The following is a 26,668-nucleotide window of genomic DNA, read 5'->3' on the forward strand; positions in this document are numbered from 1 at the left end:
ACGCGGGCTACCGGCTGCCGCTGTCGGCGGGCCCCGGCCCGGACGTGCGGGCGGGACACCGGCTGCCGCCGTCGGCGTGGCCCGGTTCGGACGGGCACGCGGGCTACCGGCTGCCGCTGTCGGCGGGCCCCGGCCCGGACGTGCGGGCGGGACACCGGCTGCCGCCGTCGGCGAGGCCTGGTCCGGACGGGCGCGCCGGGTACCGGGTGCCGTCGTCGGGCGGGTGGGCCGGGCATCGGCTGGTGTGCTCGGCCGGGCTGCGGCCGGATGTGCGGGGCCCCTGGCGGACCCTGTCCGCGGGAGGTCCGCGATGAATCCGTTCCGCTCCCGCCGCCGCCCGCCCCGCACCCTCGTCGTGCGGCTGGACAGCGCCGGGGACGTGCTGCTGGCGGGGCCCGCCGTACGGGCCGTCGCGGCCGGGTCCTCGTACACCGCGCTGCTGTGCGGACCGCAGGGCGCGGCCGCCGGGCGGATGCTGCCCGGCGTGGACGACGTACTGACGTACGACGCCCCCTGGGTCGGGCTCGAACCCCCGCCGGTGACGCGTGCGGCCACCCGGCGGCTGATGGCGAGGCTCGTCGCGGGCCGCTTCGACCGGGCGCTGGTGCTGGTGTCGTACCACCAGAGCCCGCTGCCGGTCGCCCTGCTGCTGAAACTGGCCGGAGTCACCCGCGTCGCCGCCGACAGCGAGGACTACCCGGGCGCACTGCTGGACCTGCGGCACGCCAGACTGCCGCACCGCCACGAGGCCCTGGCCGCCCTCGACCTCGCCCGCGCCGCGGGCTTCGCCCTGCCGCCCGGGGACGACGGGCGGCTGCGCGTCACCCCGCCGCCCCGCACGGCCCACCTCACCGGGCCCGGCCCGTACGTCGTGGTCCATCCGGGCGCCGCCGTGCCCGCCCGGGCCTGGAGCCCCGCCCGGGCGGCGCGGGCCGTGGCCGCGCTGTCCGCCGCGGGCTACCGGGTCGTCGTCACCGGCGGGCGCGCCGAGCGCGAACTGACCGCCCGCGTCGCCGGCCGCCACGCCCTGGACCTCGGCGGCGCCACCGACCTGCCGCACCTGGCCGGCGTACTCGCCGGAGCCCGGGCCGTGGTCGCCGGGAACACCGGCCCGGCGCATCTCGCCGCCGCTGTCGGCACCCCCGTCGTCAGCCTCTTCGCACCGGTCGTACCCGCCGAGCGGTGGGCCCCCCACGGCGTCCCGCACATCCTGCTCGGCGACCGGCACGCCGCGTGCGCGGACACCAGGGCACGGCACTGCCCGGTACCCGGACACCCCTGCCTGGACGGCATCGGCGACGCCGAGGTGCTCGCCGCCGTGGCGGCCCTCACGGACGACCGGGCCGACCAGGGAGAACCGACGGAGCGAGGAGCGACCGTATGAACATCCTGCTGTGGCACGTGCACGGCTCCTGGACGACCGCGTTCGTGCAGGGACCGCACACCTACCTCGTCCCCGTCACACCGGGCCGCGACCCGGACGGCCTCGGCCGGGCCCGCACCTTCTCCTGGCCCGCCTCGGTGCGCGAGGTCACACCCGAGGAACTCCGCGACACGCCCGTCGACCTGGTGCTCCTGCAGCGCCCGCACGAGGCGGAGCTGGCCGAGCGCTGGCTCGGCGGCCGCCGTCCCGGCCGTGACGTGCCCGCCGTGTACCTGGAGCACAACGCGCCCGACGGCGACGTACCGGACACCCGGCACCCGTGCGCCGACCGCGCCGATCTGACCCTCGTGCACGTCACCCACTTCAACCGGCTGTTCTGGGACTGCGGAACCACCCGCACCACGGTGATCGAACACGGCATCGTCGACCCGGGCCACCGCTACACCGGCCGCCTCGCCCGGGCCGCCGTCGTCGTCAACGAACCCGTGCGCCGCGCCCGGTACACCGGTACCGACCTGCTGCCCGCGCTGGCCGACGCGGTGCCGCTGGACGTGTTCGGCATGGGCACCGAGGGACTGGCCGGGCACCTCGGCCTGCCGCCCGAGCAGTGCCGCACGGCCGACCTGCCGCAGGGCGAACTGCACCCGGCCATGGCGGAACGCCGCATGTACCTGCACCCGGTGCGCTGGACCTCCCTCGGCCTGTCCCTGCTGGAGGCCATGCACCTGGGGATGCCGGTGCTGGCGCTCGCCACCACCGAGGCGGTCGAGGCCGTCCCGCCGGGCGCGGGCACCCTCTCCACCCGGCCCGACGTCCTGGCCCGCGCCGCCCGCCACTACCTGCACGAACCCGAGGCCGCGGCGGCCGACGGCGGCAGGGCCCGGCAGGCGGCCCTCGAACGCTACGGGCTCAAGCGCTTCCTGGCCGACTGGGAGCGCCTGATCACGGAGGTGTGCTCATGACCCCGTCCCTCACCCCCTTCCCGGCCGGGCCGCTCGGCGGCGACGCGCGCGATCCGGGCGTCCTCGACATCGCGCTCGTCTCCGAGCACGCGAGCCCCCTCGCCGCCCTCGGCGGGGTCGACGCAGGCGGGCAGAACGTGCACGTCGCCTGCCTCGCCGGAGCCCTCGCCGACCGCGGCCACCGCGTCACCGTGTACACCCGGCGCGACGCGCCCGACCTGCCCACGCGCGTGCCGCTGCGCGACGGCGTCGAGGTGCACCACGTGCCCGCCGGGCCGGCCGAACCCCTCCCCAAGGACGCCCTGCTGCCGCACATGGGCGAGTTCGGCCGGTACCTGACCCGCGCCTGGCGCACCCGCGCCCCGGACCTCGTCCACGCGCACTACTGGATGTCCGGTCTGGCCGCCCTGCGCGCCACCCGCGCCCGGGGGCTGCCGCTGCTGCACACGTACCACGCCCTCGGCACGGTGAAGAAACGGCACCAGCAGCTCGCCGACACCAGCCCGCCGGAACGGATCCCCGGCGAGATCGAGATCGGCCTGGGCTGCGACCGCGTCGTCGCGACCTGCCGGGACGAGGCCGTCGAACTGGCCCGCATGGGCATACCCGCGCACAAGGTCGCCGTCGTGCCCTGCGGCGTCGACCCCGACCGGTTCACCCCGAAGGGCCCGGCCGCGCCCCGCGGACCGTACCCGCACCGGCTGCTCCAGCTGGGCCGGCTCGTGCCGCGCAAAGGCGCGGCGGTCACCGTCGCCGCCCTGGCCGAGCTGCCCGGCACCGAACTCGTCGTGGTCGGCGGACCGCCCGCCGACCGGCTCGACGAGGACCCGGAGGTGCGCCGGCTGCGCGGCATCGCCCGCGAGGCGGGCGTCGCCGACCGGGTCCGCTTCACCGGCGCCGTGCCCAGCGAGGACGTCCCGTCGCTGCTGCGCTCCGCCGACGTGGTGGTCTGCCCCGCCGACTACGAGCCCTTCGGCATCGTCCCGCTGGAGGCCATGGCCTGCGGCGTGCCGGTCGTGGCCAGCGCCGTCGGCGGACAGCTGGACACCGTCGCCGACCCCGGCACCGGACGGCTGGTGCCGCCCCGCGACCCCGAGGCACTGGCCCGGGCCGTGGCCGCTCTGCTCGCCGACCCGGCGGCCCGCGCCGCGTGCGGCGCGGCCGGCCGCCGCCGGGTGCTGAGCCGCTACGGCTGGGACCGGGTCGCCGCCGCCACCGAGGCGGCCTACTGCGAGGTCCTCGACGCCGAGCCCGCCGCGACCGGCGCCGGCTGAACCGGCCCGCCCGCCCCGACTCCGAAGGAGGTGTGGGCCCGCCGCCGTCTCCCGGCGGCACGCCCGATCCGCATGAGCGAACTCTCCGCGCACCCCGCCCTCGACGCCGCGCGTCTGCACTGCGAGTCACTGGAGGAGGCCCTCGGCCGGTTCCGCCGGCACGGTCTGGACCGGATCGTGGACTGGGGCGCCCGGCTCGCCGGCGTCCTCACCGACGGCGGCCGGCTGCTCGCCGCCGGCAACGGCGGCAGCGCCGCCCAGGCCCAGCACCTCACCGCCGAGCTCGTCGGCCGCTACCGCAGGGAACGCCGCGCCTATTCCGCGCTCGCCCTGCACGCCGAGACCTCCAGCATGACCGCCATCGGCAACGACTACGGCTTCGACCACGTCTACGCCCGGCAGGTCACCGCCCACGGCCGCCCCGGCGACGTCCTGATGCTGCTGTCCACCTCGGGCCGCAGCGCCAACCTCGTCGCGGCCGCCGTGACCGCGAGGCAGGCCGGACTGCAGGTCTGGGCGCTGACCGGGCGCGGCCCGAACCCGCTGGCGGAGGCCGCCGACGAAGCCCTCTGCGTGGACGCGGAGAGCACCGCCAACGTCCAGGAGACCCACCTCGTCGCCGTCCACCTGCTGTGCGAGTGCTTCGACACGGCCGCGGCCACGCCCCTCGCGCGGCGCACCGTCCTGACCCGGGGGAGTGCCTCATGACCGGCCCGCAGCCCATCGCGGTCGTCGGGGACGTCCTCCTCGACGAGGACATCGAAGGCGTCTCCACCCGGCTCGCGCCCGACGCCCCCGCGCCCGTCGTCGACGTCACCGCCGACCGGCGTCACCCGGGCGGAGCCGGACTGGCCGCCGCCCTCGCGGCCCGGGGCGGCCGGGACGTCGTCCTGGTGACCGCGCTCGGCGACGACGACGCCAGCGAGGCCGTACGCCGGGACCTGCGCGGCCGGGTCCGGCTGCTGGAGATCCCGCTGAACGGCACCCTGCCCGTGAAGACCCGCGTCCTCGCGGGCGGCCGGCCCGTCGTCCGCATCGACCGGGGCGGCGGCACCCCCGGCGAACCCGACGAGGAGGTCCGCCGGGCCCTGTCCGGCGCCCACGCGATCCTCGTGGCCGACTACGGCCGCCACACCGCGGGCGCCCTGCGGCCGTACCTGGAGGACGTTGCCCGGCGCACCCCGCTGGTGTGGGACCCGCACCCCAAGGGCGACCCGCCGGTGCCCGGGGCCCGCCTGGTCACGCCCAACGCGGCGGAGGCCCGCGCACTGCACCCGGGCGCCGGGGAGACGACCCTGGGCGCGTACGCCGAACGGGCCGCGCGGCTCGCGGAGCGGTGGCGCGCGGCGGGCGTGGCCGTCACGCTCGGCGAGCGCGGGGTGCTGCTGGCGAGGCCCGGATCCGGTACGCCGATGCTGGTCCCGGTGCCGTACCGGGCCGCCGGGGACCCGTGCGGAGCGGGGGACTGCTTCGCGGCGACGACGACCGCCGCCCTCGCCGACGGACTGCTGCCCGAGGAGGCCCTGCAGCGGGCCGTCGCCGAGGCGGCCGCGTTCGTCGCGGCGGGCGGCGCCGGCAACCCGGACCTGTGGCGCACCGAACCGGCGCCGGGACCGGCGGACGAGTCCGCGACCGACGCGTTCGCCCTCGCGGAGAGCGTGCGGGCGCGCGGTGGCACGGTGGTCGCCACCGGCGGCTGCTTCGACCTGGTGCACGCCGGTCACGTCGGGCTGCTGGAGAGCGCCCGGCGCATCGGGGACTGCCTCATCGTGTGCCTGAACTCCGACGCCTCCGTCACCCGCCGCAAGGGCCCGGGCCGCCCGCTCAACCCGGCGGCGGACCGGGCCCGCGTCCTCGCCGCGCTCGGCAGTGTGGACGCGGTGGTGGTCTTCGAGGAGGACACCCCCGAGGCGGTCCTGGCCCGGCTCAGGCCGGACGTCTGGGTCAAGGGCGGCGACTACTCCGTCCAGGACCTCCCGGAGGCCCGGACCCTGCGCACCTGGGGCGGCCAGGCCGTGGTCCTGCCCTACCTGGACGGCCGCTCAACGACCCTGCTGACCCGCAGAGCGGCGAAGGCGGCGGTGGGCTCCCTGCACCGACCGGATTCGTGACCACGCCACGCCGGGCCCGGCCCGGCCGGGGTCCTCGCCAGGCCGGGCCGAGGCGTCTCACGCGGCCGTGCTCAACGCCGGCTGCCCCGGTGTCTCGTTCTCGCCCGTGCGGAGCATCACCGGTGCCGGGGCGCCGCGTCGGCGCAGCAGGTGGCCCGTTCCGATCGCGCCCGCGATGAGCAGTCCGCCGGTGACGAGGGCGCCGCGGGCCCCGGCCACCTCCATCAGCAGGCCGAGCGCCGGCGGGCCGCCCAGGCCCCACACGGTGCCGATGCTGCCCCACACGCCCAGCACCCGGCCCCGCAGGTGGGCGGGCGGGTCGGTCTGCAGGACGGCCGTACCCGCCGTGTCGGAGACGGACTCCACCACGGCCATCGGCAGCACCAGCGCGATCAGCACCACCAGGGACGGGGACAGGCCCGCCAGCACCTGGAGCAGCCCTCCGGCCGCCGCCAGCGCGCCCACCAGCCGCACCGACGGGCGGCGCAGCCGGGCCCCGAGCACCGCGCCGAGGATGCCGCCGATCGCGAGCACCGTCGACACCGTGCCGAAGGCGCCGGCACCTCCCGCGAGCGGCCCGGTGACGAGCACCGCCAGGGTGAGTCCGTAGTTGCGCCCGAACACCGCGCTGATCCCGGTGACCCCGGCCAGCGCCATCAGGCGCGGCCGGCGCGCGAAGAAGGCCAGCCCCTCCCGCACGGTCATCTCCGAGCCGCCGCCCTCCTCCCGCTTCGCGACCTCGTGCCGCACCGCCCCGGCCGCGGGGCGCAGGAAGGGGATGACCGAGGCCACGAACAGGAACGACACCCCGTTCGCGAAGTACGCGGCGGACGTGCCGAGGAACCCGACCGCCACCCCGGCGAGAGCCGCTCCCACGAGCCGGCCCGCCTGGTGCACCAGCGCCCCGACCCCGATGGCCGAGGGCACGTCCTCCGCCGGGACGAGGTCGTTGCCGAGCAGCGCGCACGCGGGGTTGTCGACGGTCGCGACGACACCCGTGACGGCGGCCAGCACCAGCAGCGAGGTCATGTCCAGCCGGTCCAGCGCCACCAGGACGGCCGTCGTGAAGGCGATCAGGCCGAGCAGCCCCTGGCTGACGGCGGCCGTCACCTTGCGGGGCCACCGGTCGACGGCGGCCCCGCCCAGCACGCTCATCAGCAGGGCGGGCGCCGCCTGCACGGACATGGACAGCCCGGTCGCCGCGGCGGACCCGGTGATCTGCAGGACCAGCAGGTTCTGCACGGTGAGCTGCATCCACGTGCCGGCGTTCGACACGAAGTTGGCGACGGACCACCAGCGCATGCTGCGGTACCGCAGCGCGCGCCAGGGCGAACGTGAGACGGGCTGGGCAGGGGAGGACGAAGACACAGTGCGGTACTCGCAAGACGAGTCGGGGACTCAGCAGGAGGGGACGAGGGAAGCGAGAGTCACCGGCTGCGCTGCGCGGTGGCTGCCCTCGCCGGGTCACGGCGCCGACCATCGTGACAGAGCGGTTCCCCGAGCCGTCTCCGTGCGTTTCTCCTCCACCGCCCGGCCCACCCCAAAGCCCCTCACGCGCCGCGCATTTGGGCCCGTGAGTGGGGTTGATCACAGCTGTCGATCATGGCCTCGCCCGGGCCCGCCGCAGGTGACGGCGGCCACAGCGACCCCGGCGCCGGAACGGACGACAGGGGACAGGAAAGGGCCCGTCGCCGGGGCGACGGGCCCTTCCTTCGCGCGCGGCGGCGGCCGCGTCACTCGAACTTGCCGCGTCCGGACAGCGCGTCGCGCAGCCGGTCGACCATGCCGGTGCCCGGAGCCAGCAGCTTGTTCGCCGGAGGCTTGTCGGGGGCGGCCGGGTGCGGCCGGGTCGGGGCGGTCTTCTTCGCCTTGCGGACCTTCTCGCCGAGCTCGTTCAGCGTGTCCATCGGGCAGGCCTGGCGCAGCCGCGGGAAGAGGTTGCCCTCCTCGTCGGCGACGTGCGAGCGGATCTCGCTCATCAGCATGCCGACGAGCCGGTCGAAGTCGGCGTCGCCGGCGTCGCAGCCCTCCAGGTCCTTCATGATCTGCTCGGCCGTGGCGTGGTCCTTGAGCTCCTGGTCGGCGAGGGCGTCCCCGCCCGCCACGTGCTCGCGCACGGCCGGGTAGAGGTAGGCCTCCTCGGCCACCGAGTGCCGGACCAGCTCCATGGTGACCTGCTCGGCGTACACCTTGCGGTCCTGGTGACCGGACGGCAGCGCCTCGATCCTGCCGAACATCTCCTCGACCTCGCGGTGATCGGCCACCAGCTCGTCGATGACGTTTCCTCCGTGTCCCATGTCCTTCACCTCCAGCCGTCGGGTCCCCCGGCCCTGCGGGGCTGACGCGTGGTCGTGGCGGGTCCGACGGCGACGCGCTGTCCATCGGCGGCAACCACCTGATCCACGCGCTGCGCCGCAACGTCAACCTGAAGATCCTGCTGTTCAACAACCGGATCTACGCCGCACCGCTCAGGCGGGCAGCTTGGCCCGGACCCGGCCGGCTGCGGCGGCCGGGCGCGCGGTGGCCCGGACGGAACGCCGCACCAGGCTCGCGTCCCGGCGGACGCCACGCGCGGCGTGCGAGCCGCGCCACAGCAGGGAGGGGCGGGAACCGGTGTCGTCGGCGGCGATCAGCAGTCCGCCCAGCATGGACATGTTCTTGAAGAAGTGGATGCGCTGCTGGGCCCGCTCCTCGGGGTCCTTCGCCTCCCAGAAGCGGTGCCCGGCGAGCGTGGTGGGCACCAGCGTGGCCGCGATGGCCAGCGCGGCCGGGCGGGGCATGCGTCCCGTGGCCAGCATGAGCCCCGCCACGACCTGTACGGCGCCGTTGAGCCGTACGACCTGCTCGGTGCGGTCGGGCAGGGCCGAGAAGCGTTCGGTGACGGGTCGCACGACAGGTTCGGCGGCGTCGGCGACCTGTTTCGGTTCGCGGACGGAGTTGATGCCGCCCGTGAGGAACATCGAGGCGAGCATGGGGCGGCCGAGCACACGCAACAGACTCATGGCCCTCTCCAGGGTGTCGGTGGGGTCCGGTGTCCCCGTCGGGTTCCCCGGCAGGGGTCGAACCACTCACCCCGCCCGGTGCCGCGCCCACGCCTCCTCGCGCAGCTCCCGCGACAGCAGGACGTCGGCGGCGGTGCAGGCGAGCGCCTCGGCGGCGGCGAACAGCACCTCCCGGGCCCGGGGCGAGGCGGCCGCCGCGGCGAACTCCGGGGTGTGGTCCGAGTCGTCCTCCGCGGTGATCGCGACGAAGGGGTGGATGGCGGGCACCCGGGCGCTGACGTTCCCGATGTCGGACGAGCCCAGGTACACGCCCGGCGCCGGCGGGGACGACGGGATCCCGGCCCGGGCCAGATGGGCGGCGAACCGCTCGGAGAGCACCTCGCTGTCCCGGAAGTGCTCGTAGCGCACGGTCGCCCGCTCCACCTCGCAGGTGGTGCCCGTGGCCCGGGCCACACCGTCGGCGCAGACCCGCAGTCGCCCGGTGAGCTCCTCCAGCGCCCCGATCGTCGCCGCGCGCAGGCCGAACAGGCCCTCTGCGTACTCCGGGACGATGTTCGTCGCCGTCCCGCCGTGGGTGACGATGCCCTGCACGTGCGAGCCCTCCGGCAGCCGCCGCCCCAGCACGGCCAGCACGTTGAACAGCTCCACCAGGGCCGCGAGCGCGTCGATGCCCTCGGTCGGGTTGCCGGTGGGGTGCGCGGCCCGGCCGTGGAAGGCCACCCGGTACTGCACCTGCGCCGTCAGCGGCGCCCGCGTCCAGCTGTGCACGCCCGGGTGGAACATCAGCGCGGCGTCGACGTCGTCGAAGAGCCCGGCCTCCACCTCCAGGGCCTTGCCGCCGCCGCCCTCCTCGGCGGGCGTGCCGACCGCGAGCACCGAACCGCCGGCCGGCCCGTGCACGGCGCCCAGCGCCAGCGCGGCCCCCAGGCCGGCCGCCGCGATGAGGTTGTGGCCGCACGCGTGGCCGAGGCCGGGCAGGGCGTCGTACTCCATCAGCAGCGCCACGGTGGGCCGGCCCCGGCCGAGGCGCCCGGTGAACGCGGTCGGCATCCCGGCCACGCCGCGTTCGACGGCGAACCCGGCGCGCTCCAGCTCGCCCGACAGCAGCGCCGCCGCCCGGTGTTCGGCGAAGGCGTACTCGGGGTCGGCGTGCAGCCGCAGGGCCACGCCCCACAGCGCGTCGGCCCGCGCGGCCACCTCCTCGCGCAGGGCGAGGTGTACGTCGTCGCGGATCAGGACCACGGTCCCTCCTCGGCATCGGGGCGGCGGCGTCGGCGCGGGCCGGTGCCCGTTCCGTCCGGCGCACCGGCCCGGTGCGCTGCGCCGTCCGCTTCGGTTCCGGCTCGGGTTTCACCGAGCGCAGCGGTGACACCACCCGGCGCATTTCGCACGGTGCCGCGGTGCAACACGGTAAGGCGGCCGAGTGGTTGCGCGAGCACCGGCACGTGGACGTCGGTGGTTCGGGCAGCAGCCGTATCAGCGCCTCGATCACGCACGCGGACGACGACGAAACCGAGCGGGCGCTGGTGGACGCCCTGCGCGCGCTCATCGCCCACGCCGACGACATCGGACCGCGCCCGCCGTTCCGGCTCCCCGAGCCAGCCCCTACCCGCCGGGCGTGCCGGTGGTGGCACCCGGCGAGGTGATCGCCTCCGAGGGCCGGACGCGACCCCTCAGGGATGAGATGTTGAAAATGTTACTGAAGTGAATTCTGAGAAATTTGGCATGCTTTGTCCGATTCCGGAGATCCGAATGGTGAAGGTACTCGCTCAGCTCAAGGAGATGGTGCTATGCCTTCCAACGAAAAGGTCATCAAGGAAGTGACCGGTGTGCCGAGCGTCGACATCGAGGCGGCACTCGACCCGGCCGAACTGGACGGCGTCTACCGTGACAGCCGCGAGTGCGCAGCACTGGCGCTGTCCGGCGGCAGTGGCAAGCTCCTGCTGTCGCCGCCGACCCCGCGCCCGAAGAAGGGCTAGTGATCGACGGGAGCAGTCCATGGAGCAGTCAGGCACTTCGACCCTCTTGACGGGCGCGGTGCAGGACCTCGCCTCCAGTGTGGTCTCCGCCCTCCGGGGCGGAGACCACGCGCGAGCGGCCACCCCCCGGGTGGTCGACTCGGACGCCGGAGGCATCGCATTGGCGGCCGTACGCGTGCTCGGATCCGACGCGCTGCTGCCGTCCGTCCTGCTGGACACCCCACCCGACCCCGACGAACTCGCCGTGTTCCGCAAGGCCGTGGAGTCCTTCCCGCCTCGCGCCGACGCGGCCCCCACCGTGCTGTGGAGCCACTGGGCCATGGCACGCACCCTGCGGCGGCTCGACCCGCCCTCCGCCGCCTCCGGCTCCGGCGAGGAGGAACCCGGCGCCGACTGGCTCGACGGCGCGAGCTGGCAGACGCTGACCCATCAACTCGCGGTGCTGGCCCCCCTCGCCCTGCCCGGCGAGGAGTGCGCCGTGACCCGCGCGGCCGGACGCCGTCCCGTCGACGTCGCCCGGGGATTCGTACGGGCCGTGCGCCGCCGCGACTGGCGGCAGGCGGCCGGAGCCGGCCGCTGGCTCACCCTGCTGGACGGCGTCCCCGCGACGCTGGGCCTGGAAGCGGGCCTGGACTTCGTGGAACTGATGGGCGGCCAGGACCCGCAGGTGGAACTCCAGGTGCGGGCGGCACGCCTGCTGCGCGCCGGAGTGCCGGTGTGACGGCACCGGCCCGGGAGGTCCGTGAGGTGGCGGGCGCGGCCCTGGCCTGGGCGTCCGGCCACCGCGCGGACTTCGCGCTCGGCGAGGACGCGCTGGCCGCCGACGGCCAGGTGAACCGCAGCTGGAAACCGCTCGGCGAACTGGCCCAGGTCTGCGCGACCGTCACCCGGCGCACACCCCCCGACGACCCCCTGCACACCCAGGCCGCCGACCTGCTCGCGTTCGCCTGGCGGCAGACCGGCGAAGGCGAACTGTTCCTGCAGCTGCAACGGCTGGAACCGTTCGCCACCTACCCGCTGGAGGTCTACGCCGCCCTGGCCGCGGCCGGACTCAGGCACCCCGCCTACGAAGCCGCCGCCGCCACGGTCGCCCGGACCCGCGGCTGGCGCCTGACCGAGCAGGAACCGACCCGCCGCCTCGGCGTCCTCATGGCCGAGGAACACGGCGGCATCCACCGGGACGAGCCCCGCGAACCGGCGCTGCGCCGCACCTGGCTGGGCGGGCTGCCGGAACCCTGGACCTTCGAACGCGCCGCCGGATACGCGCTCACCCACGTGGTCTTCCACCTCACCGACTGGGGACGCGCCGACGGGCAGGTCCCCGGCGACCTCGCCGCCTACCTCGCCCACTGGCTGCCGCCCTGGATCGACACCTGCCTGGACGCGCGGATGTGGGACCTCGCCTGCGAGCTGCTGGCCGTGGCCGCGAGCGTGCCCGGGTTGCCCGGCGACACCGTCCCGGACGACGCGTGGGAGCGGATCGCCGCGGCGCGGGACGCCTCGGGCGCGCTCCCCGAGGAGGGGGACGCGGGCGGACCCGGCCCGTACTTCGCGCAGCACTACCACTCCACCCTCATGGCGGCCTTCGCGGCGGCCCTGACGGCCGGACAAGGAGTACCGGTATGACCGACACCCGCCTGATCCACACCGTCGGCGTGGGCGCCATCGACTGGCTGTGGGCCCACCGGTACGGCTTCCGGCTGGAACCCGACGTCGACCCCGAGATCGGCTTCCTGGAGCGCTTCAAACCCGTCGGTGAACTCGCCCTCATCTGCAAGGTGCTGTTCCGCGAGGGAGTGGCCGGCTCACGCCAGGCCGAGCTGGCCCGCAGACTCCTCGACCACGCCTGGCGCGACACCCTCGACGGCGGCGCCATGCTGGTGCGCGCACAGCGCACGGAGCCCATCTCGCCCATCCCCTTCGAGGTGTACCTGCCGTTCAAGGAACTGGGTTACAGCCACCCGGAGGTGGAGCGGGCCGCCGTGCTGAACCACCGGCTGGACAGCTGGCTCTCGTTCGAGGTCACCCCGACGCGGCGCCTGGGCCTGTCCGCGTTCCAGCGCCGCTTCGGCCTGACACCCCGCCCGCCCGAGGCCGACCTGGTGGGCCGGACCTGGCTGGCCCGCACCCCGGAACCCTGGACCGTCGAGGGCCACATCGGCTACGACATCACCCACACGGTGTTCCACCTCACCGACTGGGGCGAGAACCCGGGCGGCCTGCCGCCGGACATCGCCGACTACCTCGCCACCTGGCTGCCGGTCTGGATCGACGACTGGCTGGACCTGGAGCGCTGGGACCTGCTCGGCGAACTGCTCGTCGTCGACGCCTGCCTGCCCCGCCCCACCCTCGACGAACGCGCCTGGCGGGCCTTCGCCGCCGCGCAGCAGCCGGACGGAGCCATGCCGGCGATCCGCACGATGCCCGAGGGCGAGCCCGACGAGGTCTTCGACGTCGTCTACCACTCCACCCTGGTCGCCGCGTTCGCCTCGGTCCTGGCCACGTCCCGGGCTCTGTCCGAACTGGCCCAGGCCTCATGACGGCTCCCGGGCCCGCCCTGTGGCCGGGCACCCCGCTCGACGAGGCGGAGCGGCGGCCCGCTCCCGACATCCCGCCGGGACCGGCCAACCGGCCCGCCGGCCCGCCGGTCCCGCCGTCCGACGACGACCTGCTCGCGGACGCCGTCGCCGCCTCCGACGCGCCCGACGTCGTCTTCGCCGTCTCACGCCGCGGCCGCCGCACCCTGCGCACCGGCGGCACCGCCCCGGCCCCGCCGCTGCCCCGCGAGGACCTGCGCTACGAGATCGGCTCGGCCACCAAGACGTTCACCGGACTGCTGCTGGCCGACCTCATCCACGCCGGCGCACTCACCGGCGGGGAACCGGCCGGCGCCCTCCTGGGCGGCTCACGGCCCGCCGGGGCGGCCCCCGTGACGCTGGCCCACCTGATCACGCACACGTCCGGCCTGCCAGCCCTGCCGGCCGGCTTCCACCTGCGGGGCCTGCCCGCCTGGCACACCAACCCCTACGCCCGTTTCCCGGCCGACCGGGTCGTCGACGCCTTCCTGCGCCACCGGACCCGCCGCCGGCCCGGCACCCGCTGGTCCTACTCCAACTTCGGCGTCGCCGTGCTCGGCCACGCCCTGGCCGCCGCGACCGGCACCCCCTGGGAGGACCTGCTCACGGAGCGGATCCTGCGCCCGCTCGGCCTGACCGGCACGGCCCTGCGGCCGCACACCCCGGGCCACGACGCCCCCGGGCACGGCAAGGACGGTGTGTCCCCCGTGCCCGCCTTCGACGCCGGCGGCTTCCAGGCCGCGGGCGCCGTACGCGCCACCCCGCACGACCTGCTCACCTTCCTGGAAGCCCACCTGGACCCGGCCGCGGGACCCGCCGCCCTGGCCCCCGCGCTGCGCGCGGTGCGCGTCCCGGTGCTGCGCCGCGGCCTCACCCACCGGCACGAGCACACCATCGCCTGGTTCCGTCACCCCACCGACGGCGGGCCGATGTACTTCCACAGCGGCGCGACCCTCGGCCAGCAGGCGTTCCTCGGCTTCCGCCCCGACACCGGCACGGCCCTGGCCGCCGTGTGCACCCGCCGCTTCCGCGCCCACGACCCGTTCGTGGCCACCGCGTACGCGCTGCTCGCCGAGGAGCCGCCGGGCCCGGCCGGCGCCGGCGGCACGGACCGCGCCGGCACCGGACAGCCCTGACCCCTCGTCACACCCGGTGCCACAGGGCCGGGGTGCGGGTCGGCACCCAGGGACCCTGCGCCTGGTGCGTCTGCAGGCACTGGTAGCGCGCACCGGCGTGGGTCACCGTGGCACCGGCCTCGTACACCCGGCCCGCGGCCCACGTCTGCGCCACGTTGCCCTGCGGCTGCGGGGCCTCGGCCTCCGCCGTCTTCAGCGTCAGGCCGAAGTCGCTGAGCAGCGGGTTGATCGGCTGGTAGAAGGTGGTCCCGCCGTTCTTGCAGTCACCGGTGCCGCCGGACGTCACGCCCTGCGCCTGGACCCCGGCGACGTACGGACCGCCCGAGTCGCCCGGCTCGGCGCACACCGTCGTCTGGGTCAGCCCGTCCACCTTGCCCTCGGCGTAGCTGACGCTCGTGTCGTGCTGCTCGACCTTCCCGCAGTGCCACCCCGTGGTGGAGCCGGAGCGGCACACGGCGGCGCCCACGAGCGCCTGGACCGAGCCGGTGACCTGCACCGTCTGCTCGCCCTCGCCCTTCACGTTCGGCGTCGCCGTCCACTTGTCGTTGACGGCGACCCACGACATGTCCTTGGCGGGGAACGTGGACGCCTGGAAGGTGCCCTGCTCGGCCTTGTCGAACCCGGTCGTCTTCGCGCCCTGCTTGCCGCAGTGGCCCGCCGAGGCGAAGCCCTGCTGGTCGCCCTTGGTGACGGAGAAACCGACGGAGCAGCGGGCCGTGCCCTCGATGTAGTAGGCGTCGCCGCCGGTGACGTCCGCCATCAGGCGCGGCCGGTTCGCCGTCACCTTCACGGCCACGCTCTTGGCGTCCAGGCCCGCCGCCTTGACGAACGCGGCCGCGGCGGCCTTGGTCCCGGCCTCCACCACGACCCGGTTGGCCGGGACGTCGACGTACCACAGCGGCGTCTCGCGGGTGCTGACCTTCACCGCCGCCGCGTCCAGCTTCTGCTTCGCCGCCTGCAACGCGCGCAGCGGCTTCTTCACGACGGCCGCCTTGGCGCCCTGGGCCTTGATCGCGGCCACGTCCGCGGCGTCCGTCGTCGCCACCACGAGCTCCTGCGACGTCGTGCCGCGCAGCCAGGCCCCCGCGAAGCGGTCGCCCAGGGCGTTGCGCAGCAGCCCCGCACGGGTGCCCGCCTCCGCCTCGTTGACCAGCCGCCGGGACGCCTGGGCGGGGGTCAGCCCGAGGTCGCGCTGCAGGGCGCGCAGCACCGGGGCCGACGGCCGGTCGGCACCCAGCGTCTGCGCGGCCGTGGGCAGCGGACCGGCCGCGGGCGTCGGCTCGGCCGCCGCGGTGGCGGGGAGCCCGGTGGCGACGAGCGCGCCGAGCGCGGTGAGGGCCGCCCGGCGGCCGGTCAGGGCGTGTCTGTGGACCATGCGTTGTGTCTCCTTCGGTCACGGTGTCCGATACGGGTCTCGAGCACGCGAAGCTCCCGCAGAGGCCTTGCCGGAACGGCCCGCCGTGATGTCACCGGCCGCCCCGGTTCGCGCTTTGGTGCCTCGAAGGGCGCCATGTGCAGTACGGGAGCCCGGCCTCACGCGGACTTCAGCCCGGGCGAGCCCACCTCGGTGACGAAGGACGCCGTCGTCGAGATGGTGCCGCCGGGTTTCGTGATGGCCGAGACGGTGCGGAAGTCGACCTGGGCGTTCTCCTCGCCGAGCTCGACCCGGACGTAGCCGCGCCGGCCGTCGAAGTACTTCATGTGCGGGTTGGCCTTCATGTACGTCTCCCAGTCGGACGGCTTCTCCGTCCCGTCGCCGCCGCTGGCGATGGAGGTGCAGGTGAACTCCGTGCCCACCGTCTTCGACGCCGGGTCGTCGAAGTCCTCCTTGATGTCGAAGGCGTATCCGACGTGGACGTCGCCGGTGAGGACCATCCAGTTGGCGACGCCCGCCGCCTTCGCGCCCGCCATGACCCGGTCGCGGGAGGCGCGGTAGCCGTCCCAGGCGTCCATGGAGACCCGCGCCGGCGCCGTCAGGTCGAACTTGCGCTGGGAGAAGCACACCTGCTGGGGCATCACCTTCCACAGCGCGTCGGAGGACCGCCAGCCGTCCAGCAGCCAGCGCTCCTGCGCGTCGCCCGTGAGGGTGCGCGCCGGATCGTCCGACTCGGCGCCCGGCGCGTGCGGCCGGTCGTTGTAGGCCTGGTCCGAGCGGTACTGGCGGGTGTCGAGGATGTCGAACTGGGCGAGCGAGCCCCACGCCAGCCGCCGGTACAGCCGGGCGTCCGGACCCTGCGGCAACTGCTCGGCGCGCAGCGGCTGGTTCTCCCAGTAGGCCCGGTAGGCGGCGGCGCGGCGCACCAGGAACTGGTCCTGCGGGCCGCCCTTCTCGTCGACGGCGCCCGCGTAGTTGTTCTCCGTCTCGTGGTCGTCCCAGGTGACGACGAACGGGTGCTGGGCGTGCGCGGCCTGCAGGTCCGGGTCCGTCTTGTAGAGCGAGTAGCGCAGCCGGTAGTCCGCCAGGGTGGTGGTCTCACGGTTGAACACGTCGGGCAGTTTGCGGTCGGTGTAGCGGCGGGCCCCGCCGGCGGAGTCCACGGCGTACTCGTAGAGGTAGTCGCCGAGGTGGAAGACCACGTGGACGTCCTCCTGCGCCAGGTGCCGGTAGGCGGTGTAGTAGCCGTCCTGGTAGGCCTGGCAGGCGACCGCGGCCAGCCGCATGCCGTCGGTGTAGCTGCCCGCGGCCGGTGCCGTCCGGGTGCGGCCGGTGGGGCTGATCCAGGCGCCGACCCGGAACCGGTAGTAGTACTCGCTGTCCGGCGACAGGCCCTTGACGTCGACGTGCACGCTGTGCGCGTACTCCGGGTGGGCCGTGGCGACGCCCCGGTGCTCGACGAAGGAGAACCACTCGTCGAGGGCCACCTCCCAGTACACGACGACCCGTTGCTGCCCCAGACCGCCGTCCTCGGCGAACGGCTGCGGGGCGAGCCGGGTCCACAGCAGGACCGAGTCGGGCAGCGGGTCCCCGGAGGCCACCCCGAGCGTGAACGGGTCGTCGGTGATCCGGGCCGCGTCCAGTTCCCGGGCGGCGGTGGCGCCGCGGGCCGGCCGGTTGGTGGAGAAGGCGAGCAGCGCGGCCGCCGCGGTGACGGTCAGGAAGCGACGGCGGGCGACGTGCGGGGCCGCGGAGCGCAGTACGGCGTCGTGCGGGGAGAAGGCATGCTCGGACGGTGGTCTTTGACGGCCCGTCAGCGCCATCTGAGGTCCTCTCGTACGGGGCAGTTGCGCCCCGGGCGGACGCGTGGGGACATCGCCGACGTGCGGAGCGCGGAGCTCGCATGCTAAGCAGACAAAATGCCTGAAACGGGCACGACGTGCGGGGGCTTCACACCACAGGCGGTACGAGAGGCGACGGGGCCGCGGGCACACGAAACCGCCGCCGGCGTCGGCCGGCGGCGGTGGGGGAGGGGCGTCGGTGCTAGGGGGCCGCGTGCGGGACGGCCCCGGCGGTGGCGCGGTCGCGGACCGGCAGGTGGTACACGTGGAAGGCCCGCCCGATGACCGGCTGGGCGACGTTGCGCACCTTCACGCCGCCGCTCGTCATGCCGTGCTCGGTACCGGTGTGCGCGTGCCCGTGCACCGCCAGGTCGGCGCCCGCCGTGTCGATCGCCTCGGCCAGCAGGTAACTGCCCAGGAACGGGTAGATCTCCAGCGGCTCGCCCGCCAGCGTGTCCGCGACGGGGGAGTAGTGGGTCAGCGCGATCCGCGCGTCGCAGTCCGCCGCGCCGAGCTGCTCCAGGGATGTGCGCAGGCCGTCGGCGGACCGGCGCGAGTAGCGGACGAACTCCTTCATGACCGGCTCGCCGAACTCCCCGGCGCACCGGCCGACGAACCCGCCGCCGAACCCCTTGGTGCCGGCCACGCCGATCCGGGCCCCGCCGCTCTCCACGACGGTGTGCTGCCCCTCCAGGACGTGCACGCCCGCCTCCCGGAGGACGGCCGAGACCTCGTCGGGCCGGTCGTCGTGGTGGTCGTGGTTGCCCAGGACGGCGACCACCGGAACACCGAGGTCCCGTACCTCCCGGCCGACCACCCGCATCTCCTCGGGCGTGCCGTGCCGGGTCAGGTCGCCGGCCAGCAGCAGCAGGTCGGCGCACTCGGGCAGGGTCTCGAAGGCGGGGCGCAGCACGCCCTGGCTGTCGGGGCCCATGTGGATGTCTCCGACGGCTGCGATGCGGATCATGCGAGTTCCTCCGCGTGGTCGGGGCAGGACGCCTCGGTCACCACGAGGTCGCTGTGCACCGGCACCCCCGTCAGTTCGTCGCGGACGGTGCGCAAAATCTCGTCGCGGCAGGGCGCCGAGGGCACGGTGCCGGTGAGCAGCACCACCTGGCCGCGGGCCTCGACCCGCACGCCGAGTTCGCCGAGCTCGCCCGAGGCGAGGCGGTCCTGCAGGTGGGCGATGCGGTAGTCCAGGTTCTCCGCCGGCCCGCCGCCGGCGTCCTGGGAACCGTGGGTGCTCATGGGTGCTCCTTCAGATGACGTTCAGGCGCTCCAGCAGGAAGAAGAAGGCCGCGGGCATGGGCGCGTCCCCGCACTCGCGCCGCACCAGGTCCCAGTCGACCTTCTCCCGCAGGGCCCGGGCGATGGGCAGCGCGGCGCCGAAGTCGCAGTGGTGCTCGGAGAACGCGGCGGTCAGGCTCCACAGCAGGTCGGTCGGGGCCAGTACGGGCATGCGCACCGAGTCGACCGACAGCTCCTCGGCCCGCTTCAGCATGTCCGCGCCGACCGGCCGGTGCGCGAGCTCGAAGATGATGTCCACCGGCTGGCCGAAACACGTGGCCTTGATCAGCCAGTCCTCCGGCGGTGTGTACACCGTCAGCCCCGCCTCGCGCAGCGTGGCCGCCACCGTGTCGGCGTCCTCGGGCCGGATGGCGAAGTCCACGTCGTGCTGGAGGTTCTTCTCACCGCCGTGGGCGTAGGCGGCCACACTGCCGGCCAGTGCGAAGAGGTGCCCCTTGCGTTTCAGCAGCGCCCCCACCTGCTTGGCCGCCTCCAGGATCGCCTGGTTGCGGTCCAAGGGCAGGTCCTGCGGCGGCTCGTCGGCCTGCAGGTCCTGCCGTGGCGCGGGCTCGGTCCCCTCCGGCGCCGTCCTGAGGTCGGGAACCCCCGGTCGCCGGACGAGCGTCGCGTCATCCCCGTTCTGCGTCATGACCACTCCCATTCGCCGAACCGGACCATCCGCTCCCGCGCGGTGTCCGGACCCGAAACGGCCTGCGTGTGTGCCAGCACTGAGTACCCGGAGCGCCCGCCCCGACACGGAAGGCTCCGGCTCTCTCTCCCGGCCGTCCACCGCGCCGTCACCCCGGCGGGTGGCCGGACCCCCCTTTCCCTCGCCCGGGTGGCGCCGCCGGCGCCCGCTGGCGACGCTGGGGCGGCACCCCGTGCCCGGCCCGGCCGCCTGAAGGAGCCCTCATGCGCACGTTGCCGTACGCCCTGCTCACCGCCCTGGCCCTGGCCGGGCTCGGCGTGCCCGCCCGGGCCGCGGCCCTCCCCGCCGACGTCACCGCCGGCCAGTGCATCGCCGGCGGAGGCATGGTCGTCATCTCCGCCGTGGGGGACGGCTCGCAGGCGTGGAGCAAGCGCTGCGTCGGCGGCGTCCACGACGGCCGGACCGTCGTCTGACGCACCGGCCGGAACCTCGGCCGAACAAGACAAGCGCATAACCTGACAAAGGCGGAATATGAGGCAAAGAGTTGGGAAACACGGTTGAAGCCGCCGAACGACGCGCCTGCGGAGGTCGCCATGAACCAGGAGACACCCCGTTCGTCCGATCTCCCGCAGCCGCTGCGGGCCGTCGCCTCGGGTCTGCGGCACCTGCCCGGCGCGGAACAGGTCGGCCACCTCGCCACCGGCACCCTGGACAGGATCGGCGCGGTCTCGCCGCGCGGACGCCGGATGGCCGTCTACGCCGGTGCCGGCGTGCTCGGTGTGGCCGGAGTGGTCGAGTGGCCCGTGGCGCTGACCGGCGCCGCCGTCGCCTGGCTCACCCAGCCACACCCCGGGCAGCGCCCCGACGGCTCACCACCGGACGGCACCGCCGGCGGCCGGCCGGACCAGAGCCCCGCGGCCCAGGGCGAGCCGGACACCTCCGACCACGGCCCCGGCGCCCGGCTCGCCTCCTCGTACTACCGGCACGACCACCCGGAACAGCACGTGCACGAACAGCCCGCCAAAGTGGGCGACACCGCCACCGCCTCCGCCCTGAAGCAGGTCGCCGAAGCCACCGCGCACCACGGCGGCGAACCGCACCACGGCGACCGTGCCCACCGGCACGGACAGCACAGCCACCCCACCGGCTGAATCGGGAAGCACCAGATGCTCACACGCTTCGACGTCGCCCCGCTCGTCGGGGCCGTGGCCGGGGCGGCCGCCGGGGCCGCCCGCGGCACCGCCCGGGGAGTGACGTCCGCCTACGACACCACGCGCCGCGTCCGCAACGTCGCGCGCAACGCCCTCACGGGCAGCCGGCACTGGACGGCCGGGCAGCGCGTCCACCTCGCCATGCGGCACCCCGGCGGCGACGCCGCCGCACTCGCCCGCCAGGTGGCCGAGGAACTCGCCGACCACCCGGACGTGCTCGCCGCCCACTGGGACGAGGGCCTGTCCCGGCTGGTCATCACGCTGGCCGAGGACGCCGCCACCGACCGCGTCACCGAACGGGCCACCGCGCTCGCCGCCCGTCTCGGCCTCGGCGAGGACGCCGATCCCGAGGCACCCGGGACCGCGCACCCCGGCGATCCCGGCGAGGTGCGCGTCACCGCCGCCGCGATCCTGCTGGACGCCGCCGGCGCGGCCGGCGCCCTGGCCGGCCGCTCCCTGCGCCTGCCACCCACCTCACGCGTCGTCACCGCCACCGTCACCCTGCTGCGCGAGAACCCCCGCTTCCGGGCCGTGCTGCGCAAACGGTTCGGCGCCTCCGGCATGGAACTCGTCCTCGCCGCCGCCAACGCCGCCGCGCACGGCGTCGGCCAGACCCCGCTGGCCCTCGTGCTCGACGGGATCCTGCGCGGCACCCAGCTCACCGAGGCCGTGGCCAGGGCCGCGGCCTTCGAGGCGCTGCACGACGAGGTCTGCCGGGCGGGGCGCACCAGCCTGCCCTGCCCCACGGACACCAGGCCGCCCCTGAAGGTGACGCCCGCCCAGGAGTACGCCTCGCACGCCAGCACCGGAAGCCTCGCCGGCGCCGCCGCCACCCTCCTCGTCACCCACAGCGCGAGCGACGCGGCCGAAGCGGTCCTCGCCGGCTCCCCGAAGGCCGCCCGCTACGGACCGGCCGCCTTCAGCGCGACCCTCGGCACCTTCCTCGCCCACGCCGGGATCCTCGTGCGCAGCGGGGAGCGGCTGCGGCAGCTGGAGATCGCCGACGCCCTCGTCCTGCACGCCGACGCGCTGCGCAACGGACCCGAGGACGACCACGATCCGGACGACCCCGTGCACCCCTACGCCGAGGCCGTCCTCGACGCCGCGCGCCGCGCGCGCCTGCACGTCGTCATCGCGGGCGGCTCCGACCTGAAGGACATCACCCGCCTGGCCGACGAGGTCGCCCCGGGTCACCGGCCCTTCGGCGACGTCGTACGGGCCCTGCAGGACGACGGGCACGTGGTGGTGACCGTCGCCCGGCTGCACGAGTCCGGCGACGGGCCGGTGGTCGCCGGGCTGCCCGCGGGTGACGTCGCCATCGCCCTCACCGACGGCCGCGCGGCCGTCTCCTGGGGTGCCGACGCGCTCGTCCCGGGCGGCCTCGCCGACGTGTGGCGGCTGCTGACGGCCATTCCGGCCGCCCGGCGCGTCGGACGCCGCTCGCAGACCCTCGCCCGCGCCGGCGCGGCCCTGTCCGGCCTCCTGGTCGCCCGCGGCGGGCAGCCCCCGGGCCGGCACCTGCTGTGGCCCCTCACCCGGCACGCGCCCGTCAACATCGCCGCCGCCAACGCCCTGCTCACCGGCTGGCTCGAAGCCGTCCGGGTGGCCCGCGCCACCCCGCCGCCGCCCCGGCTGCACATCCCCTGGCACGCCCTGGAACCGCACGAGGCCCGCCAGCGGCTGCGCCGCGCCCACCGCGACGAGGAGCCCCGCGGACTCGCCCTGCTGGCCGACCGCTCCCGCCGGCAGGCGGCCCGCGTGGCCGGCCACCCCGTCGTCGCACCGGCCCGCTGGACGTGGCAGGCCGCCGGCGCCGTCCGCCGCGAACTCGACGACCCGCTCACCCCCGTCCTGGCCACCGGCGCCGTCGCCTCGGCGCTGCTCGGCTCGCTCGTCGACGCGCTGCTCGTCGTCGGCGCGATGGACCTCAACGCCGTGACGGGCGGGCTGCAGCGGATGCGCGCCGAACAGGCCCTCGCCCGGCTCGCCGCCCGCCAGCAGCCGAAGGCCCGCAAGCAGGACAGCCGCAAACGCACCGTCACCGTCGACGCCACCCGTCTGCGCCCCGGGGACGAGATCAGCCTCGGCGCGGGCGACGTCGTGCCCGCCGACGCCCGGCTGCTGGACGTCGACGGCCTGGAGGTCGACGAGTCCGCCCTCACCGGCGAGTCCCTGCCCGTGGGCAAGGCCGTCGAGGCCACCCCCGGGCTGCCGGTGGCCCAGCGCACCTGCATGGTGTTCGAGGGCACCACCGTCGTGGCCGGACGGGCCACCGCGCTCGTCGTCGACACCGGCGACCGGACCGAGGCCGGCCGGGCCGTCACGCTCGCCGCCCGCACCCCGCCGCCCGCCGGAGTCCAGGCCCGGCTCCAGGAACTCACCCGCAAGGCACTGCCGGTGACCTTCACCGGCGGCGCCGCCGTGACCGGTCTGTCCCTGCTGCGCGGCAGCCCCGTCCGGCGCGCCGTCAGCGGCGGGGTCGCCGTCGCCGTCGCCGCCGTGCCCGAAGGACTCCCGCTGGTCGCGACGGTCGCGCAGATGGCGGCCGCCCGCCGGCTGTCCCGGCGCGGCGTCCTGGTGCGCACCCCGCGCACCCTGGAGGCGCTCGGCCGCGTCGACACCGTCTGCTTCGACAAGACCGGCACCCTCACCGAGAACAAACTGCGCCTGGTCCGGGTGGCCACCGCCGACGGCACCGTCCTGGACACGGACGACGAAAGGGCCACGCCCGTCGTGCGGCTGGCCGCGCGGGCCTGCCCTCAGGAGGAGACCGGGCAGGGCCGCCGCGTCGCGCACGCCACCGACGAGGCCGTCCTCGACGTCGCCCCGCCCGACGAGGGCTGGACACCCACCGGCGAACTGCCCTTCGAGACCCGGCGCGGCTACGCCGCCGCGATCGGCCGCGACGCCGACCCCGCCCTCGGGGAGATCCTCGTCGTCAAGGGCGCACCCGAGACGGTCCTGCCCGCCTGCCGGGACCTGCCCGCGCACGCCGCCGACACCGCCCACGAACTGGCCGCCAAGGGCCTGCGCGTCCTCGCCGTCGCCCGGCGCCCCTGCCGGGCCGACGACGCCGAAGCCGAACTCGAAGCGCCCCTGGCCGACCTGGAGTTCAGCGGCCTGGTCGCCCTCGCGGACGTCCCGCGCGACACCTCGCACGCCCTGCTCGTGGAGCTGCGCCGCTCCGGCATCCTGCCCGTCATGCTCACCGGCGACCACCCGGAGACCGCCCGCGCCATCGCCCTGCAACTGGGCTGGCCCGAGGAGACCGAGGTCGTCACCGGCGACGAACTGGTCGCCATGGAACGCCGGGAACGCGTCCGGGTCCTGCACGACGCGGGCGTCGTCGCGCGCGTGGCACCCGAGCAGAAACTCCACGTCGTCGAGGCCCTCCAACAGGCGGGCCGGGTCGTGGCGATGGCCGGTGACGGCGCCAACGACGCCGCGGCCATCCGCGCCGCCGACGTGGGGGTCGGCGTGGAGTCCCGCGGCTCCGCCGCCGCCCGCAACGCGGCCGACCTGGTGCTCACCACCGGCGACCTGTCCGTCCTGGTCGACGCCGTCGCCGAGGGACGCGCCCTGTGGCGCAGCGTCGCGGACGCCGTCAGCATCCTCATCGGCGGCAACGCGGGCGAGGTCGGCTTCAGCGTCCTCGGCACGCTCATCGCGGGCGCCTCACCCCTGTCGACCCGTCAGCTGCTGCTGGTCAACCTGCTCACCGACATGTTCCCGGCCATGGCCGTCGCGGTCACGCCCAGCGACGACCCGTCGACGGCGGAGCACGCCGCGACCGGGCCGATGGGCCTCGACGTCCTCGGCGCGCCCCTGCTGCGCTCCATCCGCCGCCGCGGCATCACCACCTGCCTCGGCGCGGTCACGGCGTACCTCATCGGCCGCCTCACGCCCGGCACCGAGCGCCGGTCCACCACCATGGCCCTGTGCGGCGTGGTCGGCGCCCAACTGGTGCAGACGCTCTCCGGGCGGCGCCACAGCCCGCTGGTGTGGGGCACGGCCCTAGGCTCGGCCGCCGTGCTCGCCGCGCTCGTCCAGACGCCCGGCGTCAGCCACTTCTTCGGCTGCACCCCGCTCGGACCCGTCGCCTGGGCCGGTGTCGCCCTGGCCATCGCGCTGTCGGCACTGGCCCCGCGCCTGGAGCGCCTCCCGGCCGTCCACGCCCTCTACGACGGCGCCGCCCGGCTCGCCCTGCAACTGAACGACCTCCTCCGGCAGGGCCGGCAGCTGCTGCGGAGCGGGGTCGCCGCTCCGGTGGCATGACGGACCGGCCGGCACACACGAGGCGGCGGCCACCCGCAGGGGGTGGCCGCCGCCTCGCACGCGCACCGGGCCGGTCAGACCTCGCCGCGCCAGGCGCCCGTCTCCGAGCCGCGGGCCTCCATGAACTCCTTGAAGCGCCGCAGGTCGCCGGAGACCTGCCGCTTGACGAACCCGAACTTGTCGCCCACCGTCTCGGCCACGCCACTGGGGTCGAAGTCCATCTGCAGCATGACCTTGGTCGTGTCGTCCTTGATGCGGTGGAAGGTCACCACACCGGCCTGCTTGGCCTCACCGTTCACGGTGGTCCAGGCGACGCGCTCGTCCGGGATCTGCTCGGTGATCTCCGCGTCGAACTCGCGTGCCTGGCCGCCGATCTTCGTCACCCAGTGCGTCAGCGTGTCGGTGCGCTGCTCGATGCGCTCCACGCCGTCCATGAACTGCGGGAACGTCTCGAACTGCGTCCACTGGTTGTACGCGGTGTGGACCGGGACGCGGACCTCGATGGATTCCTCTACCTGCGACAAGGCGGTACCTCCCTCTCTCGTACGGTGAGCGACCCTCGGGTACCGGATTCCGCGCCGCTCACTCATCGTTCGGCACGACTTCTGCGACCAGGTGTCCTTTCCGCCTCCTCGGGGGTACCCGAGCCGGGACAAGAGACCGGGAGGTGATCGCCATGGCGGACACGAACCGCACGACAAGCGCCGCCGCGCGCCCGACGACGGCGCCGACGGCCGGGGACGAGCCCGTGAGCGAGCTGGTGCAGCGCGCCACGACACAGCTCACGGAGCTGGTACGGGGCGAAATGCGCCTCGCCCGGGCGGAGATGACCGAGAAGGGCAAGCGTTTCGGGAAGGGCGGCGGCCTGTTCGGCGGGGCCGGTGTGCTGGGGTTCGTCACCCTGCAGGCCCTGGTGGCCACGGTGATCGCCGCCCTGGCCGTTCCGCTGCCGGTGTGGGCGGCCGCCCTCATCGTCACGGCCGTGCTCGCCGTCGCCACCGGGCTGACGGCCCTGGCCGGCCGCAAGCAGGTACGCCAGGCGACCCCGCCCGCCCCGCAGCGGACCATCGACAGCGTCAAGGCCGACGTGGCCGAGATCAAGGAGAGTGCACAGCGATGACCCAGCCCCCGCACGACGAGCCGACCGCCGGCAGCCCCGAGGAACTGCGCGAGCAGGTCGAGCGCACCCGCCACGAACTGGGCGACACCGTCCAGGAGCTCGCCGACCGCGCCGACGTGAAGACCCGCGCCCGTGAGAAGGCGGTGGCGGTCAAGGAACAGGCCGGGCACAAGGCCCAGGAATGGCGTGGGCAGGCGAGGACCAAGGCGTCGCACGTCGCCCACACGGTGGAGGAGAAGCTGCCCGAGCCGGTGAAGCAGAAGGGCGCCGCCGCGGCTCAGGGCGCCCGGCAGAAGGCCGCGCAGGCCGAGCAGATCTGGCGGGACAAGGCCCCGGAGCAGGTCCGTGACCACCGCGCCGCCCTGCTGGCGGGCGCCGGAGCATTGGTCGTGGCAGTCCTGCTGATACGCCGCCGCAGCCACGGCTGACCGACGGCCGGACGACACCGGCCCCCGGCACCTCGTGGTGCCGGGGGCCGGTGCTTGC

26 protein-coding genes and 2 pseudogenes are annotated in these 26,668 nt (G+C 75.3%); 18 read left to right on the top strand and 10 right to left on the bottom strand.

Going from position 1 to position 26,668, the window contains the following annotated elements:
- From ACPXCS_RS27615 to rfaE2, 6 genes and pseudogenes are all read left to right on the top strand, one after another.
- A pseudogene (locus ACPXCS_RS27615) lies at nucleotides 1-314 on the top strand (hypothetical protein); the annotation flags it as partial.
- Nucleotides 311-1,384, top strand: coding sequence for a glycosyltransferase family 9 protein (locus ACPXCS_RS27620; protein WP_425950563.1), 1,074 nt, complete (start codon nucleotides 311-313; stop codon nucleotides 1,382-1,384). The pseudogene ACPXCS_RS27615 and the gene ACPXCS_RS27620, both read left to right, overlap by 4 nt.
- Nucleotides 1,381-2,346 (top strand): glycosyltransferase, encoded by a 966-nt coding sequence (locus ACPXCS_RS27625; RefSeq protein WP_425950565.1) that lies wholly within the window; start codon nucleotides 1,381-1,383, stop codon nucleotides 2,344-2,346. The genes ACPXCS_RS27620 and ACPXCS_RS27625 overlap by 4 nt, the downstream gene beginning before the upstream one ends.
- A complete protein-coding gene (locus ACPXCS_RS27630; protein ID WP_425950567.1) occupies nucleotides 2,343-3,620 on the top strand; it encodes a glycosyltransferase in 1,278 nt (425 codons plus the stop codon). Before ACPXCS_RS27625 ends, ACPXCS_RS27630 begins: the two co-directional genes overlap by 4 nt.
- A 72-nt stretch (nucleotides 3,621-3,692) precedes the next feature.
- Nucleotides 3,693-4,328: a D-sedoheptulose-7-phosphate isomerase gene (locus ACPXCS_RS27635; RefSeq protein ID WP_425950569.1), complete on the top strand. Its 636-nt coding sequence runs from the start codon at nucleotides 3,693-3,695 to the stop codon at nucleotides 4,326-4,328.
- Entirely contained in the window at nucleotides 4,325-5,731 is a 1,407-nt protein-coding gene (gene rfaE2 / locus ACPXCS_RS27640; protein ID WP_425950571.1) for a D-glycero-beta-D-manno-heptose 1-phosphate adenylyltransferase, read from the top strand. The genes ACPXCS_RS27635 and rfaE2 overlap by 4 nt, the downstream gene beginning before the upstream one ends.
- Nucleotides 5,732-5,788: 57 nt before the next feature.
- Here the strand turns inward: rfaE2 and ACPXCS_RS27645 are convergent, their stop codons facing one another.
- Complete coding sequence (locus ACPXCS_RS27645) at nucleotides 5,789-7,033, bottom strand: MFS transporter (protein ID WP_425950573.1); 1,245 nt, start codon at nucleotides 7,031-7,033, stop codon at nucleotides 5,789-5,791.
- 431 nt (nucleotides 7,034-7,464) lie between these two features.
- Nucleotides 7,465-8,028, bottom strand: coding sequence for a hemerythrin domain-containing protein (locus ACPXCS_RS27650; protein WP_425950574.1), 564 nt, complete (start codon nucleotides 8,026-8,028; stop codon nucleotides 7,465-7,467).
- Nucleotides 8,029-8,093: 65 nt separating this feature from the next.
- Between ACPXCS_RS27650 and ACPXCS_RS27655 the strand changes: the two are divergent.
- A pseudogene (locus tag ACPXCS_RS27655) lies at nucleotides 8,094-8,189 on the top strand (thiamine pyrophosphate-dependent enzyme); the annotation flags it as partial.
- 10 nt (nucleotides 8,190-8,199) lie between these two features.
- On the opposite strand, the gene ACPXCS_RS27660 reads toward ACPXCS_RS27655, so the two are convergent.
- Nucleotides 8,200-8,733 (bottom strand): DoxX family protein, encoded by a 534-nt coding sequence (locus ACPXCS_RS27660; protein WP_425950576.1) that lies wholly within the window; start codon nucleotides 8,731-8,733, stop codon nucleotides 8,200-8,202.
- A 66-nt stretch (nucleotides 8,734-8,799) separates the two neighbouring features.
- Entirely contained in the window at nucleotides 8,800-9,975 is a 1,176-nt protein-coding gene (locus ACPXCS_RS27665; protein WP_425950578.1) for an amidohydrolase, read from the bottom strand.
- Nucleotides 9,976-10,133: 158 nt separating this feature from the next.
- On the opposite strand from ACPXCS_RS27665, the gene ACPXCS_RS27670 reads away from it, so the two are divergent.
- The 6 genes from ACPXCS_RS27670 (at nucleotide 10,134) to ACPXCS_RS27695 (ending at nucleotide 14,424) form a co-directional block, all read left to right on the top strand.
- On the top strand, nucleotides 10,134-10,379 hold the full coding sequence (locus tag ACPXCS_RS27670; RefSeq protein WP_425950579.1) for a hypothetical protein: 246 nt from the start codon (nucleotides 10,134-10,136) through the stop codon (nucleotides 10,377-10,379).
- Nucleotides 10,380-10,523: 144 nt separating this feature from the next.
- Nucleotides 10,524-10,712: a hypothetical protein gene (locus ACPXCS_RS27675; protein ID WP_425950580.1), complete on the top strand. Its 189-nt coding sequence runs from the start codon at nucleotides 10,524-10,526 to the stop codon at nucleotides 10,710-10,712.
- A 19-nt stretch (nucleotides 10,713-10,731) separates the two neighbouring features.
- Nucleotides 10,732-11,433: a hypothetical protein gene (locus ACPXCS_RS27680; RefSeq protein WP_425950582.1), complete on the top strand. Its 702-nt coding sequence runs from the start codon at nucleotides 10,732-10,734 to the stop codon at nucleotides 11,431-11,433.
- On the top strand, nucleotides 11,430-12,338 hold the full coding sequence (locus tag ACPXCS_RS27685) for a DUF6895 family protein (RefSeq protein ID WP_425950583.1): 909 nt from the start codon (nucleotides 11,430-11,432) through the stop codon (nucleotides 12,336-12,338). The genes ACPXCS_RS27680 and ACPXCS_RS27685 overlap by 4 nt, the downstream gene beginning before the upstream one ends.
- Nucleotides 12,335-13,252, top strand: a complete 918-nt coding sequence (locus ACPXCS_RS27690) for a DUF6895 family protein (RefSeq protein ID WP_425950585.1) — start codon at nucleotides 12,335-12,337, stop codon at nucleotides 13,250-13,252. The genes ACPXCS_RS27685 and ACPXCS_RS27690 overlap by 4 nt, the downstream gene beginning before the upstream one ends.
- Nucleotides 13,249-14,424 (top strand): serine hydrolase domain-containing protein, encoded by a 1,176-nt coding sequence (locus ACPXCS_RS27695; RefSeq protein ID WP_425950587.1) that lies wholly within the window; start codon nucleotides 13,249-13,251, stop codon nucleotides 14,422-14,424. Before ACPXCS_RS27690 ends, ACPXCS_RS27695 begins: the two co-directional genes overlap by 4 nt.
- Before the next feature lie 7 nt (nucleotides 14,425-14,431).
- On the opposite strand, the gene ACPXCS_RS27700 is transcribed toward ACPXCS_RS27695, so the two are convergent.
- The 5 genes from ACPXCS_RS27700 to ACPXCS_RS27720 all read right to left on the bottom strand — a co-directional run bounded on the left by ACPXCS_RS27700 (nucleotide 14,432) and on the right by ACPXCS_RS27720 (nucleotide 19,576).
- Entirely contained in the window at nucleotides 14,432-15,799 is a 1,368-nt protein-coding gene (locus tag ACPXCS_RS27700) for an alpha-lytic protease prodomain-containing protein (RefSeq protein WP_425950588.1), read from the bottom strand.
- A gap of 158 nt (nucleotides 15,800-15,957) precedes the next feature.
- On the bottom strand, nucleotides 15,958-17,622 hold the full coding sequence (locus ACPXCS_RS27705; protein ID WP_425950590.1) for an alkaline phosphatase D family protein: 1,665 nt from the start codon (nucleotides 17,620-17,622) through the stop codon (nucleotides 15,958-15,960).
- Nucleotides 17,623-17,842: 220 nt separating this feature from the next.
- Nucleotides 17,843-18,607, bottom strand: coding sequence for a metallophosphoesterase family protein (locus ACPXCS_RS27710; protein ID WP_425950592.1), 765 nt, complete (start codon nucleotides 18,605-18,607; stop codon nucleotides 17,843-17,845).
- On the bottom strand, nucleotides 18,604-18,888 hold the full coding sequence (locus ACPXCS_RS27715; RefSeq protein WP_425950594.1) for a BON domain-containing protein: 285 nt from the start codon (nucleotides 18,886-18,888) through the stop codon (nucleotides 18,604-18,606). The genes ACPXCS_RS27710 and ACPXCS_RS27715 overlap by 4 nt, the downstream gene beginning before the upstream one ends.
- A 10-nt stretch (nucleotides 18,889-18,898) precedes the next feature.
- Nucleotides 18,899-19,576: a nucleotidyltransferase family protein gene (locus ACPXCS_RS27720; protein ID WP_425950596.1), complete on the bottom strand. Its 678-nt coding sequence runs from the start codon at nucleotides 19,574-19,576 to the stop codon at nucleotides 18,899-18,901.
- 263 nt (nucleotides 19,577-19,839) lie between these two features.
- Between ACPXCS_RS27720 and ACPXCS_RS27725 the strand changes: the two genes are divergently transcribed.
- The 3 genes from ACPXCS_RS27725 (at nucleotide 19,840) to ACPXCS_RS27735 (ending at nucleotide 25,062) form a co-directional block, all read left to right on the top strand.
- Entirely contained in the window at nucleotides 19,840-20,049 is a 210-nt protein-coding gene (locus ACPXCS_RS27725; RefSeq protein WP_425950597.1) for a hypothetical protein, read from the top strand.
- Nucleotides 20,050-20,169: 120 nt separating this feature from the next.
- Complete coding sequence (locus ACPXCS_RS27730) at nucleotides 20,170-20,727, top strand: hypothetical protein (protein WP_425950598.1); 558 nt, start codon at nucleotides 20,170-20,172, stop codon at nucleotides 20,725-20,727.
- 15 nt (nucleotides 20,728-20,742) lie between these two features.
- Nucleotides 20,743-25,062, top strand: a complete 4,320-nt coding sequence (locus tag ACPXCS_RS27735) for an HAD-IC family P-type ATPase (protein ID WP_425950600.1) — start codon at nucleotides 20,743-20,745, stop codon at nucleotides 25,060-25,062.
- Nucleotides 25,063-25,136: 74 nt separating this feature from the next.
- On the opposite strand, the gene ACPXCS_RS27740 is transcribed toward ACPXCS_RS27735, so the two are convergent.
- On the bottom strand, nucleotides 25,137-25,586 hold the full coding sequence (locus ACPXCS_RS27740) for an SRPBCC family protein (protein WP_425950602.1): 450 nt from the start codon (nucleotides 25,584-25,586) through the stop codon (nucleotides 25,137-25,139).
- Between the two features lie 152 nt (nucleotides 25,587-25,738).
- Here ACPXCS_RS27740 and ACPXCS_RS27745 point away from each other — a divergent pair, with 152 nt between their 5' ends.
- Both ACPXCS_RS27745 and ACPXCS_RS27750 read left to right on the top strand, forming a co-directional pair.
- Nucleotides 25,739-26,182: a phage holin family protein gene (locus tag ACPXCS_RS27745; protein ID WP_425950604.1), complete on the top strand. Its 444-nt coding sequence runs from the start codon at nucleotides 25,739-25,741 to the stop codon at nucleotides 26,180-26,182.
- Nucleotides 26,179-26,610 (top strand): DUF3618 domain-containing protein, encoded by a 432-nt coding sequence (locus tag ACPXCS_RS27750; protein WP_425950606.1) that lies wholly within the window; start codon nucleotides 26,179-26,181, stop codon nucleotides 26,608-26,610. Before ACPXCS_RS27745 ends, ACPXCS_RS27750 begins: the two co-directional genes overlap by 4 nt.
- The last annotated feature ends 58 nt before the right edge of the window (nucleotides 26,611-26,668 follow it).

Origin of the sequence: Streptomyces sp. DT190 (assembly GCF_049846985.1) — a bacterium.
GTDB lineage: Bacteria > Actinomycetota > Actinomycetes > Streptomycetales > Streptomycetaceae > Streptomyces.

Coding starts and splice junctions, on each gene's coding strand:
- ACPXCS_RS27620 (WP_425950563.1), top strand. CDS start 311: ATGAATCCGTTCCGCTCCCGCCGCCGCCCGCCCCGCACCCTCGTCGTG.
- ACPXCS_RS27700 (WP_425950588.1), bottom strand. CDS start 15,799: ATGGTCCACAGACACGCCCTGACCGGCCGCCGGGCGGCCCTCACCGCG.
- ACPXCS_RS27715 (WP_425950594.1), bottom strand. CDS start 18,888: ATGAGCACCCACGGTTCCCAGGACGCCGGCGGCGGGCCGGCGGAGAAC.
- ACPXCS_RS27745 (WP_425950604.1), top strand. CDS start 25,739: ATGGCGGACACGAACCGCACGACAAGCGCCGCCGCGCGCCCGACGACG.
- ACPXCS_RS27735 (WP_425950600.1), top strand. CDS start 20,743: ATGCTCACACGCTTCGACGTCGCCCCGCTCGTCGGGGCCGTGGCCGGG.
- ACPXCS_RS27725 (WP_425950597.1), top strand. CDS start 19,840: ATGCGCACGTTGCCGTACGCCCTGCTCACCGCCCTGGCCCTGGCCGGG.
- ACPXCS_RS27675 (WP_425950580.1), top strand. CDS start 10,524: ATGCCTTCCAACGAAAAGGTCATCAAGGAAGTGACCGGTGTGCCGAGC.
- ACPXCS_RS27680 (WP_425950582.1), top strand. CDS start 10,732: ATGGAGCAGTCAGGCACTTCGACCCTCTTGACGGGCGCGGTGCAGGAC.
- ACPXCS_RS27705 (WP_425950590.1), bottom strand. CDS start 17,622: ATGGCGCTGACGGGCCGTCAAAGACCACCGTCCGAGCATGCCTTCTCC.
- ACPXCS_RS27625 (WP_425950565.1), top strand. CDS start 1,381: ATGAACATCCTGCTGTGGCACGTGCACGGCTCCTGGACGACCGCGTTC.
- ACPXCS_RS27730 (WP_425950598.1), top strand. CDS start 20,170: ATGAACCAGGAGACACCCCGTTCGTCCGATCTCCCGCAGCCGCTGCGG.
- ACPXCS_RS27630 (WP_425950567.1), top strand. CDS start 2,343: ATGACCCCGTCCCTCACCCCCTTCCCGGCCGGGCCGCTCGGCGGCGAC.
- ACPXCS_RS27660 (WP_425950576.1), bottom strand. CDS start 8,733: ATGAGTCTGTTGCGTGTGCTCGGCCGCCCCATGCTCGCCTCGATGTTC.
- ACPXCS_RS27645 (WP_425950573.1), bottom strand. CDS start 7,033: ATGCGCTGGTGGTCCGTCGCCAACTTCGTGTCGAACGCCGGCACGTGG.
- ACPXCS_RS27710 (WP_425950592.1), bottom strand. CDS start 18,607: ATGATCCGCATCGCAGCCGTCGGAGACATCCACATGGGCCCCGACAGC.
- ACPXCS_RS27650 (WP_425950574.1), bottom strand. CDS start 8,028: ATGGGACACGGAGGAAACGTCATCGACGAGCTGGTGGCCGATCACCGC.
- rfaE2 (WP_425950571.1), top strand. CDS start 4,325: ATGACCGGCCCGCAGCCCATCGCGGTCGTCGGGGACGTCCTCCTCGAC.
- ACPXCS_RS27695 (WP_425950587.1), top strand. CDS start 13,249: ATGACGGCTCCCGGGCCCGCCCTGTGGCCGGGCACCCCGCTCGACGAG.
- ACPXCS_RS27720 (WP_425950596.1), bottom strand. CDS start 19,576: ATGACGCAGAACGGGGATGACGCGACGCTCGTCCGGCGACCGGGGGTT.
- ACPXCS_RS27750 (WP_425950606.1), top strand. CDS start 26,179: ATGACCCAGCCCCCGCACGACGAGCCGACCGCCGGCAGCCCCGAGGAA.
- ACPXCS_RS27635 (WP_425950569.1), top strand. CDS start 3,693: ATGAGCGAACTCTCCGCGCACCCCGCCCTCGACGCCGCGCGTCTGCAC.
- ACPXCS_RS27690 (WP_425950585.1), top strand. CDS start 12,335: ATGACCGACACCCGCCTGATCCACACCGTCGGCGTGGGCGCCATCGAC.